At 42.3% G+C, this 15846-nt stretch carries 14 protein-coding genes; 10 read left to right on the top strand and 4 right to left on the bottom strand.

Annotation, left to right across the window (positions count from 1 at the left end; genetic code table 11):
* Positions 1-47: 47 nt before the first annotated feature.
* From NSQ49_RS08000 to NSQ49_RS07970, 7 genes are all read left to right on the top strand, one after another.
* Positions 48-998, top strand: coding sequence for a cation diffusion facilitator family transporter (locus NSQ49_RS08000; RefSeq protein ID WP_251283260.1), 951 nt, complete (start codon positions 48-50; stop codon positions 996-998).
* Between the two features lie 174 nt (positions 999-1172).
* Complete coding sequence (locus NSQ49_RS07995; protein WP_268891629.1) at positions 1173-1307, top strand: RAxF-45 family protein; 135 nt, start codon at positions 1173-1175, stop codon at positions 1305-1307.
* Positions 1308-1634: 327 nt separating this feature from the next.
* On the top strand, positions 1635-3515 hold the full coding sequence (gene abc-f, locus NSQ49_RS07990) for a ribosomal protection-like ABC-F family protein (protein ID WP_251283259.1): 1881 nt from the start codon (positions 1635-1637) through the stop codon (positions 3513-3515).
* A gap of 230 nt (positions 3516-3745) precedes the next feature.
* Positions 3746-5122, top strand: a complete 1377-nt coding sequence (locus NSQ49_RS07985; protein WP_251283258.1) for a sigma-54 interaction domain-containing protein — start codon at positions 3746-3748, stop codon at positions 5120-5122.
* Between the two features lie 86 nt (positions 5123-5208).
* Positions 5209-6528 carry an aspartate aminotransferase family protein gene (locus NSQ49_RS07980; protein ID WP_341070632.1) on the top strand — a complete coding sequence of 440 codons (1320 nt, stop codon included), beginning with the start codon at positions 5209-5211 and terminating at the stop codon, positions 6526-6528.
* Between the two features lie 12 nt (positions 6529-6540).
* A complete protein-coding gene (locus NSQ49_RS07975; protein WP_159862058.1) occupies positions 6541-7908 on the top strand; it encodes a YjiH family protein in 1368 nt (455 codons plus the stop codon).
* A 132-nt stretch (positions 7909-8040) separates the two neighbouring features.
* Complete coding sequence (locus NSQ49_RS07970) at positions 8041-9366, top strand: polysaccharide biosynthesis protein (RefSeq protein WP_159862057.1); 1326 nt, start codon at positions 8041-8043, stop codon at positions 9364-9366.
* Positions 9367-9397: 31 nt separating this feature from the next.
* Here the strand turns inward: NSQ49_RS07970 and NSQ49_RS07965 are convergent, their stop codons facing one another.
* Together NSQ49_RS07965 and NSQ49_RS07960 are read right to left on the bottom strand one after the other, a co-directional pair.
* A complete protein-coding gene (locus NSQ49_RS07965; RefSeq protein WP_251283256.1) occupies positions 9398-10072 on the bottom strand; it encodes a hypothetical protein in 675 nt (224 codons plus the stop codon).
* Between the two features lie 57 nt (positions 10073-10129).
* Positions 10130-10393: a hypothetical protein gene (locus NSQ49_RS07960; RefSeq protein ID WP_159862055.1), complete on the bottom strand. Its 264-nt coding sequence runs from the start codon at positions 10391-10393 to the stop codon at positions 10130-10132.
* A gap of 196 nt (positions 10394-10589) precedes the next feature.
* Between NSQ49_RS07960 and NSQ49_RS07955 the strand changes: the two genes are divergently transcribed.
* Positions 10590-11528 (top strand): magnesium transporter CorA family protein, encoded by a 939-nt coding sequence (locus tag NSQ49_RS07955; RefSeq protein WP_251283255.1) that lies wholly within the window; start codon positions 10590-10592, stop codon positions 11526-11528.
* An 11-nt stretch (positions 11529-11539) separates the two neighbouring features.
* On the opposite strand, the gene NSQ49_RS07950 is transcribed toward NSQ49_RS07955, so the two are convergent.
* Positions 11540-12490, bottom strand: coding sequence for an SDR family NAD(P)-dependent oxidoreductase (locus tag NSQ49_RS07950; RefSeq protein ID WP_251283254.1), 951 nt, complete (start codon positions 12488-12490; stop codon positions 11540-11542).
* 76 nt (positions 12491-12566) lie between these two features.
* Positions 12567-13139 carry a TetR/AcrR family transcriptional regulator gene (locus NSQ49_RS07945; protein ID WP_159862052.1) on the bottom strand — a complete coding sequence of 191 codons (573 nt, stop codon included), beginning with the start codon at positions 13137-13139 and terminating at the stop codon, positions 12567-12569.
* 145 nt (positions 13140-13284) lie between these two features.
* Between NSQ49_RS07945 and NSQ49_RS07940 the strand changes: the two genes are divergently transcribed.
* Complete coding sequence (locus tag NSQ49_RS07940) at positions 13285-13797, top strand: acyl-CoA thioesterase (protein WP_159862051.1); 513 nt, start codon at positions 13285-13287, stop codon at positions 13795-13797.
* A gap of 222 nt (positions 13798-14019) precedes the next feature.
* Complete coding sequence (gene ggt, locus NSQ49_RS07935; RefSeq protein WP_251283253.1) at positions 14020-15795, top strand: gamma-glutamyltransferase; 1776 nt, start codon at positions 14020-14022, stop codon at positions 15793-15795.
* Positions 15796-15846: the final 51 nt, after the last annotated feature.

Genomic DNA, 15846 nt, shown 5'->3' with positions numbered 1-15846 from the left:
ATCCTGAGGGTAACAATAAAACCAAACTAAAAAATGGCGGTGAGGAAATGTCTGTGATTGCATTATTGAAAAAAGGAAATAAATCATCCGGAATGGCGGCAATTGGAAATACAGCTCTGGCAATTGCTAAAGGCCTTGCAGCTCTTTCAAGCGGGAGCGGGGCGATGCTTGCCACAACTCTTCATTCTGTCGCTGACGCACTGAACCAGGGGTTTGTGTTCTTCGGCAGCGCGCTTGCAGAAAAGGAGCCAACTAAAAAATTCCCAACAGGATTTGGCCGGGTAATCAACCTGTTTGTCTTAATTGCTGTTATCGTCATTTCCATCATGGCCTATGAAACGATACATAAAGGCTGGGAATTGATTCAGCATCCAAAGGAATCCACCGATCTCTGGCTCAATGTTGGGGTTATGCTCCTTGCGGTGGGGGTTGATGGATTTATTCTATTAAAAGCCATGAAAGAAATCGGGCATGAAACCAGGAATCCCGCCAAAGGAATTGGGATTGTGCCGGTTGCCTTTAAAAATGTCAGGCTTGCCTCACCTCCGACACGCCTGGTTTTTTATGAAGATATTATTGCGACATTTGGTGCCCTGCTTGCTCTTGTTTCAATTTTAATTGCTCATTTTACAGGACTTTATTATCTGGATGGAGTCGGAACGATTTTAATTGGCCTGCTTCTGGTGGGCATAGCTGTAAAAATTGGATTTGAGAATACACTGGGCCTGATTGGAGTGGCAGCACCAAAGGACATTGAAGACCGCATCGCCAAAATTATTCTCGGAGATCCTCAGGTCGTGGATATAAAACAGCTGCGGCTGATCCAGGAAGGGAGAAGATATCATGTGGAAGGATACATTGAGCTGGTAGAAGGACTAACACTTGCCGATGCAGATGATATCAAAATTGGTGTGAGAAATCAGCTGCTGGATGATCCTGATATTAGTGATGTAACTCTTGGTATTCTTGAGACAGATCAAATCCAGACTTGGAAATAAATTGAAAAGGAAGCCCGCACTAAGGCTTCTTTTTTAGCGGGTATAAATTTTTTTCTTATCCGCGGAACCCCTGCTTCTAAAAAATGCACATTTTGCTGGAAAAATACCCATTGCCTTTAAATTGAAGAAATATTAAAATAAAACTAACCTATTTGAAATGGAGGTGGAGAAGAGATGAATGGAACTGTTTTGGCACGTGGTGAATGGATTGAATTCCTGACAATTTACCGTGCAATTTTTCATGGTTTTGCTGTTAACGGGACAAGTCTGCCCTTTTTTAGCAAATTTCATATGAAAACAAAACAGTGAGAACATCTCTTTAACGCGCATTCCAAGAACGGTGAAGGGAGCTTCTTCAAGCTCTCTTTTTTTATCCCGTTTAATTGCTGGAAGCTTCGCAACAAGATTAAGAAATCCTGCTGCGTCAAGCTTCCAACAAAAGTACGTTTAAATGAACTCAGTATTAAGCTGCCGCATTTTGGCAGCAGCTGAGTGGCCGGCGCATTGCCGCACAGCTAACTGGGAGCAGAAAATCGTCCAGAAAAAGCTTCATTTTATCAAGACTTTACCTAGCCGTAGGAGTATGTTTCCTATGGCTTTTTTATGTATATTTTTATAAATTTGGAGGAAATATCTATGATCGCATGCAGCGCACAGCAAGTCGGAAAAATATATGGCGGAAGTACCGTGTTTGAAAATATATCCTTCGAAATTCATGAGAGAGACAGGGTTGGTTTGACAGGAAGAAATGGAAGCGGAAAAACGACTTTGTTCAAATTGCTCGCTGGAGCAGAAGACCCGGATGCGGGCAAAATTCATTGGAGAAAGGGGTATGAGATTGGCTATCTGGCACAGATTCCGGACTATCCGGCAGGAATGAAGGCAATTGATGTTTTAAAAACAGCTTTTACTTATTTGCTGGAGATGGAAATAACGATGAAGAAAATGGAACAGCAAATGGCAGATGAAACGATTTCAGATCAATTATCTAAACTTATTGGAGAGTATGGAGAGCTGCAGGATCAGTTTGCACTGAATAATGGCTATGAAATGGATAGCCAGATAGACCGCATCTCAAATGGTCTTGATATCAGCAGTCTTCTGAACAAGGATTTCAGCATTCTAAGCGGTGGTGAAAAAACAAAGGTATGTCTCGCCCACATGCTTCTGAAAAGCCCGAATCTGCTTCTTCTGGATGAGCCGACCAACCACCTGGATATTAAGGCAGTGGAATGGCTGGCTGATTTTGTAAAGAATTATGAAGGAACAGTAGTGCTCATTTCACATGATCGCTATTTTCTAGATGAAACGGCCAGCAGGATTCTGGATTTGGAAGATGGCGAAATCACCCTTTACCAGACAAATTATTCAGGCTTTGTAAAAGAGAAAGAAGAAAGGCTGATGAGAGAGTTTCAGCAATATGAGGAGCAGCAAAAAAAAATCAAGAAGATGAAGGAAGCCATCAAGAGGTTAAGAGAGTGGGCCAATCAATGCACCCCGCCTAACGCGGGCCTTCATAAACGGGCAAGCAGCATGGAAAAAGCCCTCCATCGGATGGAGAAGCTGGACCGGCCTGTATTAAACCGTAAAAAAATGAATATTGATCTCGAAGCATCAGAGCGGAGCGGAAAAGAGGTGGTATTAATGAAAGAAGTAAGCAAGTCTTTTGGGAGCAGGCACTTATTCCAAAACGTCAGCATACACATCCAATACCGCGACCGGACCGCTATTGTCGGGGATAATGGGACAGGAAAATCGACTTTGGTCAAAATGATGCTAGGAGAGCTAGAACCTGATGCAGGGGAAATTCGGATAGGGAGCAACTTGAAAGTCGGCTATTTGTCACAGCATGTTTTCACAAATGAAGATGATCAATCGGTGATTGATGCCTTTAGGGAAGGGCTTGCTGTAACGGAAGGAGAGGCACGCCATATTCTGGCCGGTTTCCTCTTTTATGGCTACACTGTTTTTCGTAAAGTTTCACAATTGAGCGGCGGTGAAAAAATGAGGCTCCGTCTGGCTCAGCTTATGCACAGGGACATTAACTTTCTTATTCTTGATGAACCGACCAATCATCTTGATATCGAATCTAGAGAGGTACTCGAAGAGGTATTGGAAGAATTCAATGGAACCATTTTGGCTGTCTCCCATGATCGTTACTTTATCAATCGAATATTCAGCAAAATATACTGGATTGATCAAAAAGAACTTCATTACTATGAAGGGAATTATGATCGGGCCAGAAAGAAAATGGATGAGAAGTGGAAAGCGGATATTGATGTGCCTGCTGTGAAAAAGGCTAAGATTGCAGCTGTTTTACCGGAAAAAAAGGATAAAGTGCAGGTTACTGAAGAGTTGGAATACGCAATTGAACAACTTGAAACAACTCTTATGAAATTAGAAACGGTTCTGGAATCGGAAATGGATTTGGAGAAACTGCAAACACTTTATAAGGAAAAAGAAGAACTTGAAAAGAAGAGGGAAGAGCTATACGGGAAATTGGATGCTATTTTATAAAGGTGAATGAGGGCTAACAAATGGGTTAGCCTTTTTTTATGCATTTAATCGAATTAATATAAGTTTATTTCAAATAGACCTTTCAGTTTTCATCTATTTCCTGTATAGTAATATACAAAATTGAATAATTATTTAAATCTGAATAATTTTACGAGAGTTTCTTTTAATAATAAGATCTTTCAAAAGAAAAAAGGCTATTCAATATTGAATAATTTTTTCGGAGGACCTAAATGAACAGCTTTTTCATGGATTGGAATAATGACAAAGAAGTCATATCTTCAATGGAAGAAGACATTATGGTAACCAATGCAGACGGCATAATTTTAAAAGTCAGTAAGGGCAGCGGGATGCATTATGGAATAGAACCGGAGACGCTGCTTGGTGAATCTGTATATGAGCTGGAAAGACGGGGAGTGTTTAAGCCTGCAATTACTCCTGAAGTATTAAAGAAAAAGAAAAAAGTCATTATGGTGCAAAAAGCCGGCTCGGGCAAAAAGATCCTGGTTACTGGGATTCCCGTATTTAATGAAGCTGGAAAAATCGATCATATCGTCAGCTATTCCTATGATGTTTCAGAACTTCTTGTTATTAAAGAATATCTGAATGGTGTTGAGGAGGAAATGGCCAGGGTAAAGAGCGAGCTGGATCTCCTGCGCAATAAGAGCATCAAAGTGGATGGCATGATAGCTGACAGCCTGGCGATGAGAAATATTGCCGAAACCATCAGAAGAATCAGGGATGTAGATGTCACAGTCCTGCTTCTGGGTGAATCTGGTGTCGGAAAATCGGCTCTCGCCAAATGGATTCATCAAAACAGTACGCGAAAAGACGGGCCATTCATTGAAGTGAACTGCAGTGCCATTCCGGAGTCCATCTTTGAAGCTGAATTTTTCGGGTATGAAGGCGGTGCTTTTACAGGGGCAAAGAATAAAGGCAAAATGGGATTTGCTGAAATGGCAAAAGGAGGCACGCTATTTCTTGATGAAATTGGCGAACTCTCAGCTCATCTGCAGGCAAAGCTCCTGAAATTCATACAAGACAAGAAGTTTTATAGAGTAGGAGGGACAAAGCCGGTTCATGCAGACTTTAGGCTCCTGGCTGCAACAAACAAGGATCTCGAAAAAGCAGTGGAATCCAGGGATTTCAGGCAGGACTTATTCTTTCGGCTGAACGTGGTGCCATTAAAGATTCCTCCTTTGAGGGAGAGGAAAGAAGATTTATTTGCGCTCATTCATTATTTTCTCCACACTATCTCCAGGCGGCATAATCGTGAAAGACAGCTGGACAGGTCCTTGGTTGATCACCTGCTGCAGCTGGAATGGAAGGGGAATGTAAGAGAACTTGAAAACCTGATGGAGCGGCTTATCGTGACAAGCACTGATTTGAGGATCACGAAAGAGGATCTGCCGTATGAATACCACATACAGGTGAAAAAAGAGGATTTTATAGATTATGAGGGACAGTCTCTTCCGGCAATTTTGGAGGAGGTAGAGAAAAAAGTATTAATCAATGCAAGGAAGTGTTATCGAACTACTACTGAAATAGCGGTTGCTCTGGGGATCAGTCAGCCTTCAGTAGTAAGAAAATTAAAAAAATATGATTGTTAATACATACTTTGGCATGGATATTGCATTAAAGAATAGCAGAGAAAACATAGCATTAACATCAAATGCAGAATTCAGGAGGGAAAAGTATGAACGGAGAAAACTGGAGTCATCTTGTAGGGAACATTTCAAATTTATTGGCACCAAGCATGGCAAAGGACCATCCGAATTTGCCGGTGGTAAAGGCGGAGGGCTGCTATTACTACGGAGTCGATGGAAAAGAGTATTTGGATTTTACGTCAGGCATCGCAGTGGAAAATGTCGGGCATCGCCACCCAAAAGTTGTACAGGCTATTAAAGACAGTGCAGACCATTTGGTGCACGGACCGTCAGGCGTTATCATCTATGAATCTATTTTGCGGCTTGCAGAGGAGCTGGGAAAAATTACTCCGGGAAATCTGGATTGCTTTTTCTTTGCAAATAGCGGAACGGAGGCAATCGAAGGAGCTATTAAGCTTGCAAAGTATGTGACGAGAAGGCCGTATGTTGTCTCCTTCACAGGGTGTTTCCATGGAAGGTCGATGGGTGCTCTCAGTGTATCCACATCAAAGAGTAAATACCGCAAGTTTCAGCAGCCGTCCTGGCTTACCTATCAGCTTCCCTATGCGGATATGCGGGATTGTCCTTTTGGGGAAGATCCTGAGGAGTACTTCCCTAGGAAACTGGAAAAGGATGCAGAAACACTCTTTAAGCATCAGGTAGATCCGGAAGAGGTTGCCTGCATGATCATTGAACCGGTTCTTGGGGAAGGAGGATATATTATTCCTCCAAAGAAATGGATGCAGAAAATCAGGGAAATCTGTGACCGGCATGGAATTCTTCTAATATTTGATGAGGTGCAAACCGGCTTTGGACGTACGGGAGAATGGTTTGCCGCTCAGGCTTTTGATGTTGTGCCGGATATCATGGCGATTGCAAAAGGAATCGCGGCAGGATTGCCGTTAAGTGCAACTGCAGCATCAAAGGAGCTAATGGAAAAATGGCCGCTGGGAGCCCACGGAACAACATTTGGCGGAAATCCGATTGCCTGTTCAGCTGCCTTGGCTTCTCTTGAAGTGCTAAAAGCGGAGAATCTTTTGGAAAACGCAAAGCAAATGGGAGAGTATGCATTACAGAAATTACAGGCTTTGAAGGCTGAACATCCTGCTATTGGCAGTGTCAGAGGTCTGGGACTGATGATCGGCATTGAAATAATCGATCCGCGAACCGGAAAACCGGATGGGAATGCGGTAATGGATATTCTGAACTCTTCACTTGATAAGGGAGTCCTCTTTTATCTTTGCGGAAATTCAGGGGAAGTGATTCGGATGATTCCGCCGCTTGTCGTGACAAAGGAGCAGATTGACCAGGGACTGAAAGTCTTGGAAGAAGCACTTATGGAACATGAAGCAGTGGTTTCCAAATCATAAGGAGGTAAGAGCATGAAAGCTGAGACAAGGGTTAAGCCGCAAGCCGTGACAGGAGAGTCCTGGAAATTTATTATTCCATCTTTAATTGGGTCGCTTCTATTTCTCGTTCCCGTTAAATTCCAGGGAGACGTAACGATAGGCGTTGGTATTTTAGCATCACTATTAGGTAATGTGTTCAGTGAACAGATGCCTGCCATCATTATTTTCATTTTAGGATTATCGGTTTTTCTTTCCGTCCTGACAAAAACAGCAAAGCCTGCACTAATACTGAATAATAAGTTTTTAAAAGGATTGTTTGATACTGGAAAGTTCGGGTTAACAATGAGAATCCTCGGTTTCGCAGTCGGAATTATGACTATGTTTGAGATCGGGCCTGAATTTATCTGGTCACGAAATACAGGGGGTGTGGTTCTTTACGATCTGGCGCCCGTTTTGCTTACATGGTTCCTGTTCGCCGGCATCCTTCTTCCGCTTTTAGTGGAATTTGGATTAATGGAGTTCATTGGTGCACTTGTCCAAAAATTCATGAGACCATTTTTTACACTTCCCGGCAGGTCCTCCATTGATTGCCTTGCATCCTGGATGGGAGCTGGAACAGTAGGTGTATTGGTTACAACAAAGCAATATGATGAAGGCTTTTACACAAAAAGAGAAGCATCGGTCATCGCGACAACCTTTTCAATTGCCTCCGTTGCTTTCAGCCTCGTCGTAGCGAATGTGGTTGGTCTTGGACATTTATTCATCCCTTTTTACTTAACCGTTTCTGCTGCATGTGTGGTGGCAGCATTGATTATGCCAAGAATTCCGCCATTATCCCGGAAGCCTGATACTTATTATGAGCCTGTGGGACAGCAGATTGATGAAACAATTCCAGAAGGTGTTTCCAATTTGAAATGGGGATGGGAGCAGGCGATTAATAAAGCAAAAAATGCCCCGGGTCCCAAGAAGCTTTTAACCGATGGCATTGAAACGGTTCTGGATATTTGGATGGGCCTTATTCCGCTTGTTATGAGTCTGGGAGCTGCTGCCCTGATCATTGCGGAATATACTCCTGTATTCGCGTTTATTGCATCCCCGCTCATTCCGATTTTGGAGTTTATGCAATTGCCGGAAGCAGAATCAGCAGCACAAACCATGCTTGTTGGCTTTGCTGATATGTTCCTTCCTGCTGTTATCGGAAGCGGGATTGAGAGTGAGCTGACAAGATTTGTTGTCGCAGGACTGTCATTAACACAATTAGTATACATGTCTGAAATCGGAATTCTGATTCTGCGTTCAAATATTCCGCTGAATTTTATGGATTTATTCGTTATTTTTATCGAAAGAACGATTATTACATTACCTGTTATTGTACTGATTGCACATGTTTTTGTATTTTAGCTGAAAGGAGGGCGGCATCTGGCTGCTCTCCTTTTCATTATATTAATTTTCTTAAAAATTCCTATAGGCAATATATTATCGGGGCATGTCTCATATCTTATATAGAATCTGCATTATATAAGGAGAGACGCAATGAGCAAATTCTTCAAAGGAGTCATCTTGCTTGCACTGGCGGCTTTTGCAAGCGAATGTATAGAGTTTGTGGTGAATATGGTGCTCGCCCGGGAACTGGGGGAGAGGGGCCTCGGCATGTACATGTCGATTTTGCCGACCATATTTTTGATCGTGCTGCTGGCCAGTTTTGAACTTCCAATCTCGATTTCCAAATTCATTGCCGAAAGGGATAAAAAGTACCATCTCAGCATGCTTAATCATGTCATCAAGCTGACCATTATTTTTACGGCCGTGTTAGTGCCGGCTGCAGCGCTTATTATCCCGTTTGTCAGTGCCTTTAATGAGTATCACCCGCTCTTAAGGTGGGTTGTGATCGGGTTTATCCCTATCGTGTCCTTTTCCTCGATTGCCAGAGGATTTTTTATGGGCAAGCATCAAATGGGGAAAATTGCTGCCTCCAATTTCCTGCGCAAATCCGCTCAGCTCCTGCTGCTCGTGGTGCTATATCAGGCATTTCAATTTGATGCCGATACAGCAGTCTTTATTGCCTTTTGTACATTTGTAGGAAGTGAGATTGTTGTTTTTCTTTATTTGCTGAACATGTTTATTATTCAGTATCAGCGCATTAAAAAAGAGCCATCTGAGTTTATAAGCGGGAGAAGTGTGAGGCGGAATTTAATCTCTGTTTCTGTACCGACGACTGCTTTGAGAGTTTTCCATGCCCTGACACATGCTATACAGCCATTTTTGATTAAGGGGGCGCTTTTAAAGGCGGGAGTGCCGGGAGAAATTGCAACAGAACATTTTGGGATGCTCGCTGGTGTCGCCATGACGATCGGTTTTTTCCCTTCTTTCATTGCACATTCATTTTTAATTATACTGATTCCGACAGTCTCCAAAGAATATGCGGATAAGAATCTGGAGGAGCTTCGGAGACTTCTTCAGCAGGTGTTCTTTGTAACCTTTTTATATGGGATTCCATCGGTTATGCTTTTCTATTTTTTTGCACGGCCGCTGACCGAGGTGTTTTTCCACTCCACAGATGCAGCCGTGTATTTACAGCTGCTGTGGCCATTTTTTCTGCTCCACTTTTTCATAATTCCGATGCAGGCCTATTTAATCGGCCTGGGACTGATGAAGGAGGCGTTCTATCATTCCATCTGGTCAACCGTTGTTTCATTCTCAGCCATGTTTTTGCTTGGCTCTCTTCACAGCCTGCAGATGGACGGGATTATTATCGGCATGAATATGGGAGCTGTTCTCCTGGCGATGATGCATTATGTAACAGTATGCAAAAAAATTGGCCTGACCCTCTATCTATCGCCTGAGAAGCAGTTTAACTAAAAAATAAGCATCTCCCCACATGGGCAGATGCTTATTCTTTTTCTTCATTATTTTTACCAAATTTGCTCTCTATCGTTTGTTCGTCCCCGTACAGGATAATATGGTCGCCTTCCTGAAGCTCCGTCACAAGCCGCTCTTTTCTAATTTTTAAGTCACCCCGCTGAATATACAGCACATTGATATCCTCATCATTATTGATAACATCACCTAACTCTTTATCTTTAAATTCACATGTTTCGTCAATAAAGTAGTCCAGTACATGATCAGAATCATCTGTAAGAAGAGCTTCTCTTATCGGAAGATCGCGGAAATCGTAATGTTCCTCAAGCTCATCCTCCAGCTTACCGGGAAGATAATCCCGCACCTTAGGCAGCCTTAAAATAATGATAATGATGACCAGGGCAACAGCCGCGAACGAGATCTTTGCAGTATAAAATTCATCGGAAAGGATATTGCTGATTGCCGAAATAATGACTGCTAATGAAAAGGCGCCAAATAATATTAAAAAAGCTCCGAACCTTCTGCGGATAGGATGGTCAATGATGAGCTCCGATTCTCCAGTTGTAAATCCTGTACCAGTTAGCATGCTGATTACCTGAAATCTGGAAACATGCTTATCAAGTCCTGTATAAGTAAAAATTAGAGTATTAATTTCAATAACGGCCAAGACGATTCCCAAATAAATCAGGATGAACAGAAATCCCATCTTCCTTCCTCCGAAACTCAAATTTTATTAAAAAAACCTAAGGAGTCAGTCCTTAGGTCATTGCTGAACAGTTTCATTATAGTAATTTACTGAATACATAGCGCCTTCATCAACCATTTTATTATCTTCAATATTATGCGGGTCCGGGTGACCCAGTTTTTCCGTTGGCACTGTATCGTTTAAAAAGCGTTCAGGCAGCATGCCTTTCATTTTAACTGCCAGAGACTGGACTTTATTTCGATTGTTTTTGCTTGCTAATAATAAGATGCTCGTGATGCCAACACCGGCTAATAGATATTGATTTAGCGGACGAGAGTTCATGAATATGCTCCTCCTTAATAAATTTGATTTTCTTTCTTGCTCTATCTTTACCCGGCATAATCAGAAGCAAACATTAAGAACTTTTAACATTGTTTCCCATACATGAAATAATTACTCTCCAAGAGTGGTTTAATTCGAGCCATTAGCAGGGAAAGATGTTGATATATATAGGAATCTTTTTAGGAGGAAGCTGGGGATGGAAAAGGAATATAATGAAGATAATTGGACATGGCACCGATACGATCATTTGGATGAAATAGACTTTAATGAAGCTGGAGATTATAAAGAAGCTCTGCAGGAATGGGCTAAAAACACTTCCGAGAACAAAACAAATGTAATGGAAATAGATACCTCAGTTCGCAATAAGGAAATTCTCAGCGGCTCCCTCATATATTCGCAGACAACGGAGGAGCAGCATGAACATAGCATGTTCCACTATTTTCTGACAAGGGATTTTCTCCTGACTGTTGATTTTGATTCGTCTGTTATTCAGTCTGATGAATCCTTGCTTTTAAAAAAAATGGATTATGCGCACAATGCCATTGATGGATTTTTTGTGATTCTGGGTGAAATTCTGAGCGATAATATTAAGAAGATTGATAAGTTTGAGGTAAGGCTAAATGACCTGTTATGGAAAATAAAAGATAAAAATAATATTAATCGCCTGGAAGAAATCTATGACCTCCGCCACCAGATCCTAGTGTGGAAAAATATCATGATTCCAGTTAAAGAGATTAGGCTTGGTGTAGAAGAAACCTTTGGTGAAGGTGTTACAGAAGGAACTGAGTTTAAAAGAACCTGCAAGCGAATTGAAAGAGGTTATACGCTGGTGCGTGAGTTTCAGCAGGAAATTGATGACCTTGTGAATTTTGAAGAGATGGTATCCATGCACAGGGGAAATGAAATCGTGAAGACTCTCACCGTCATTACTACCTTAATGACACCGGTCGCAACCTGGGGAGCGTTATGGGGCATGAACTTTAAAATTATGCCTGAGCTAGAGTGGAAGTATGGGTATTTGTTTTCCCTGATCATTATCCTTGCGTCTACCGCAGCCCTTTATTTCATGCTGGTGAAAAAAGGCTGGATGGGTGATATCCTGAGGGGTAAAAAGAAAAATTCATTCTTTAAATAAAAGGAATGCCGTTAGAGTACGGCATTCTTTTCGTTTAATAAATGATCCAATGTCATTTTTATCCCAGTCTCATATGGTGTTTTAGGCAGACTGCCGATTCTCGCTTCATATTTACTGCCGTCCAAAATAACAGGCGTCTGATTCAAGTACATCAATTCAGTGTATTCTTTCATCAAGGGATCAAACACACCGATGGCACGAACCAACCATTTGTGGACAGATCGGAAGGTAATCTCTCTCTTGAGATGGCTGGAAACGATACTGGCTATTTCTTGCCCTGTAATGGTTCCTGTACCAGGGATATTCCAGACTTCACCGTATGAGTCACTATTTAACGAAAGTTCGGCTAACGTTTCTGCACCATCTTTAATAAAAATGAATTCTCTCGGAATATTGGTTTTGCCGACAAACAAGCCTTTATTTTTTTCAAGAACCTGACTCAGAGTATAGTGTAAAAGTGTATTTCCTGTTTGAGGACCGTAAAAATCAGGGAAGTGGGCAATGATGTATGACACACCTGAGCCTTTTATCATCTTGATTAAGGTTTCGCGCAGCTTGCCTTTTTTGGTGTGCGGATTCTTGGGAGAAAATTCGTTAGCAGGGCTGGATTGAAGGCCATAGGAATATATGTTATCAGCATAAATAAAGGGCTTATGATGTTTGCGGCAAGCCTGCAGGGTATTAGTCAGAATAATGGAGAGTGCTGGATCCCATTCCGGGTAAGGGATATTGATGGCATGAAAAACAGCATCTGCTTCTATTACTGCCTTTTCAACATCATCTGGATTCAGTGCATCGCCTGATTGAATAACAGCATTTGTTCCCCAGTCTTTTTTAAATTTAAGCAGGTTTTCTTCAGATCTTGCAAAAGCAATAGTTCTTATATTTCTGCGGCATAGTGCCTCTGTTAATGCATGGCCCATTCCGCCGGTTGCTCCTAACACTGCAGCTGTTTTCATCATATACAATCATCCTTTGTATTTTATTAACCACTGTTCAATTAAGAGTAAAAATGAAAGAAATGCCGGAAACATTTCTTTAAGAAATTGCCTTTAGTAAAAATTTAGCATGTGAAGAGGCGAGATCCTTCACTTCTTCAAATGTCGTTTCGGATCTGCAATAATGCGTGACAAAGCCGTGCAGGCTTAAAAATACAGACCAAATATCTTTTATGGAAAGAGCCCTTGGAGCCAGTGAATTAATCGCTTGCGCAAAATGCATGTAGCTGGTATTTGGTCCTTCACTTAGATAACTTTTCACATCATCATCACGTATTAAAAACATCAGCTCATAATGTTTTTGATTGGTCAGGCCAAACTCGATATAGCGGTAAAAAATGCTGAAAAGCTTCTGTTCATTAGTATCTGCTGAGTCTCTCAGCACACTGTCGAGGACTTGGCTGAGCTTTTGAAAATCGGCTTCAACCATTTCATAAAATAATTGAGCTTTATTTTTGAAATGATAATAGATGGCACCATGGCTGCATTGAAGTGTATCCGCTATTTTCCTCATGGATGCTGCGGCATATCCTTCCTTAATAAACAGATCACGTGCTACAGAAATAATGGCTTCTTTTGTAAGTTCCTCATGGGCTGCTTTTCTTGGACTCATGGAATCACCTTTCGTTATTGAACACTGGTCAATAAGATTATATGACATAGTGGGGAATTTTGGCAATAGCAAATTAATATTTAACCAAAAAATTTTTATTAGGCATCAGTATTTGATATGCTTTAGTAAAATAGGAGGGAACAACATGAATGAAACCAAAACATGCAGAGAATCTTTTACCGTAAAAACGAGCATCGTGCTTCCGCCAGACACGAATACATATGGAACGTTATTTGGCGGCAAGCTGATGGCTTATATTGATGATGTGGCAGCTATTGCAGCGATGAGGCATGGAAGGAGAAATGTGGTAACCGCATCAACAGACTCTGTTGACTTTCTTCATCCGGTATATGAAGGCAATTCAGTCTGTCTGGAGGCATTTGTGACCTATACAGGCCGGACATCAATGGAGGTTTTCGTAAAAGTAATCGCAGAAGACCTTCTGACAGGTGATCGAAATGTGTGTGCAATGTCCTTTTTGACAATGGTTGCGGTTGACGAGAATGGAAAGCCGGCTCCTGTGCCGGCCGTCGTGCCTGAAACAGAAGAAGAAAAGAGTCTTTATGAAACGGCAAAAGAACGGGCGGAATTCCGCAAAAAACGCAGGAAGGACAGTGAAGCCAGGGCAAAGACATATGGTACAAATCTGCCCTGGTGATTAACAAAGCATTTTTGATGGGGGAGAGCACATAACACTGTTCTTCCTCTGTTAAAAACTTCCTCCTCATTTTTTCCCATTTGGAAAAAATAATTGAACCTTTCTACATGCCTTTGTCTAGTAAAATAGATTTAACTTTCAGAATATTAACTCTAATTCCTTGATTATCCTTTTCCTTCCTCTTAAGTTAGAAGTGTAAAACCTAACTGAAGGAGGTAGATTATGAGAAGAGTTTTGAAAACTGGTATTCTCATGCTTCTGAGTATTTTACTGGTTGCAGGAACCATGCCTTTAACCGGGCAAGCGAAAAAGCCGAAGCCTGATGATGGCTATGGAGGGTATAGCCAGGTTGATGTCGGCAGGGATGGAATGGTGGCTTCAGCCCATCCGCTGGCATCTAAAATTGGGGCTGATGTCTTGAAAAAGGGCGGAAATGCCATTGATGCTGCTGTCGCAGTCCAGTTCGCCCTTAATGTGGTCGAACCAATGATGTCCGGAATCGGCGGCGGAGGATTCATGATGGTCTATGATGGCAAAACGAAAGAAACCACCATCATTAACAGCCGTGAGCGCGCTCCTGCCGGTGCTACGCCGGATATGTTCCTGGATGAAAACGGGAAGCCGATTCCATTTGCGGAGCGTTCAACTGGAGGGACAGCTGTGGGTGTGCCCGGTACATTGAAAGGCTTGGAAACGGCTCTTGAAAAATGGGGAACACGCCCTATGCAGCAGCTGATCGGTCCTGCCATTAAGCTGGCAGATAAAGGGTTTCCGATTGATTCTGTTTTAGCCGATGCGATTGCCGATAATCAGGACAAGCTAGGCAGAACGGCTGCAGGCAAAGTCTTTTTGCCTAAGGGCAAACCACTTCAGGAAGGGGACCGTCTAGTACAGAAGGATCTTGCAAAAACCTTTAAGATGATCCGTGCTGGAGGAACAGATGCTTTTTATAATGGCAAAATTGCAGAAGCACTTGCAGGTGTTGTTCAAGGGTATGGAGGTTCAATGACACCGGAAGATCTGGCAAAGTATGAAGTTACCATAGATGAACCTATTTGGGGTGACTATAAGGGATATGAAATTGCGAGCATGCCGCCTCCAAGCTCTGGAGGAGTGTTTTTACTGCAGATGCTGAAGATGCTGGATGATTTTAATCTATCACAATATGATGTAAAGTCCTGGGAGAAATATCACCTGCTTGCTGAGACGATGCACCTTGCCTATGCAGACCGCGCCGTATATGCAGGGGATCCGGAGTTTGTCAATGTCCCGGTTAATGGGCTCCTTCACCCTGATTATATTAAGGAGCGCCAGGAACTGATCAGTCTGAGTAAAGTAAATCCAAGCCCTGAAGCGGGAGATCCTTGGAAATATGAGGACAGTGAAGCCAATTATGATAAAGTTGAACAGCCGAATGACCGCAAGTACGGTGAGACCACCCATTTTTCCGTAACCGACAGATGGGGAAATGTTGTGTCTTATACGACAACCATTGAACAGGTATTTGGAACAGGAATCATGGTTCCGGGCTACGGCTTGATGCTGAATAATGAGCTGACAGATTTTGATGCTGTACCGGGCGGGGCAAATGAAGTCCAGCCAAACAAGCGGCCTTTAAGCTCGATGACCCCGACGATCGTCTTTGAAGATGGAGAGCCTGTCCTGACAGTCGGCTCACCGGGAGGCGCAACGATCATTACATCCGTGCTGCAGACGATCCTTTATGCCATTGATTATGATATGGAGCTAAAGGCAGCGGTGGAAGAACCGAGAATCTATACAAATAACCTGAATTCCTACCGCTATGAAGAGGGCATTCCTTCAGAGATTATTAATAGACTTAACGGAATGGGACATAAATTTGGTTCTAGTCCAACCACGATAGGAAATGTCCAAAGTATTTTGATCGACCGTGATAAAGGAATTTTCAAAGGTGTGGCAGATTCAAGCCGCAATGGTGCTGCCATTGGTGTTGATTTGAAAGGGAAAAGGAAATAGTTTTGTGGGGATAGCACCTTTTATTAAGGTGCTATTCTTTTGATAAAAAGT

It is taken from the genome of Cytobacillus sp. FSL R5-0377 (genome assembly GCF_038004385.1).
Taxonomy (GTDB): Bacteria; Bacillota; Bacilli; order Bacillales; family Cytobacillaceae; genus Cytobacillus.
The sequence above is the reverse complement of the archived record's forward strand: the minus strand, read 5'-3'. Positions and strand labels throughout refer to the sequence as shown.

What these genes read in the sequence shown, in the direction of transcription:
- NSQ49_RS07955 (WP_251283255.1), top strand. Translation starts at nt 10,590, where the DNA reads ATGGAAAAGGAATATAATGAAGATAATTGGACATGGCACCGATACGAT.
- NSQ49_RS07975 (WP_159862058.1), top strand. Translation starts at nt 6,541, where the DNA reads ATGAAAGCTGAGACAAGGGTTAAGCCGCAAGCCGTGACAGGAGAGTCC.
- NSQ49_RS07960 (WP_159862055.1), bottom strand. Translation starts at nt 10,393, where the DNA reads ATGAACTCTCGTCCGCTAAATCAATATCTATTAGCCGGTGTTGGCATC.
- abc-f (WP_251283259.1), top strand. Translation starts at nt 1,635, where the DNA reads ATGATCGCATGCAGCGCACAGCAAGTCGGAAAAATATATGGCGGAAGT.
- NSQ49_RS07940 (WP_159862051.1), top strand. Translation starts at nt 13,285, where the DNA reads ATGAATGAAACCAAAACATGCAGAGAATCTTTTACCGTAAAAACGAGC.
- NSQ49_RS07945 (WP_159862052.1), bottom strand. Translation starts at nt 13,139, where the DNA reads ATGAGTCCAAGAAAAGCAGCCCATGAGGAACTTACAAAAGAAGCCATT.
- NSQ49_RS07950 (WP_251283254.1), bottom strand. Translation starts at nt 12,490, where the DNA reads ATGATGAAAACAGCTGCAGTGTTAGGAGCAACCGGCGGAATGGGCCAT.
- NSQ49_RS07970 (WP_159862057.1), top strand. Translation starts at nt 8,041, where the DNA reads ATGAGCAAATTCTTCAAAGGAGTCATCTTGCTTGCACTGGCGGCTTTT.
- NSQ49_RS07965 (WP_251283256.1), bottom strand. Translation starts at nt 10,072, where the DNA reads ATGGGATTTCTGTTCATCCTGATTTATTTGGGAATCGTCTTGGCCGTT.
- NSQ49_RS07995 (WP_268891629.1), top strand. Translation starts at nt 1,173, where the DNA reads ATGAATGGAACTGTTTTGGCACGTGGTGAATGGATTGAATTCCTGACA.
- ggt (WP_251283253.1), top strand. Translation starts at nt 14,020, where the DNA reads ATGAGAAGAGTTTTGAAAACTGGTATTCTCATGCTTCTGAGTATTTTA.
- NSQ49_RS07985 (WP_251283258.1), top strand. Translation starts at nt 3,746, where the DNA reads ATGAACAGCTTTTTCATGGATTGGAATAATGACAAAGAAGTCATATCT.
- NSQ49_RS08000 (WP_251283260.1), top strand. Translation starts at nt 48, where the DNA reads ATGTCTGTGATTGCATTATTGAAAAAAGGAAATAAATCATCCGGAATG.
- NSQ49_RS07980 (WP_341070632.1), top strand. Translation starts at nt 5,209, where the DNA reads ATGAACGGAGAAAACTGGAGTCATCTTGTAGGGAACATTTCAAATTTA.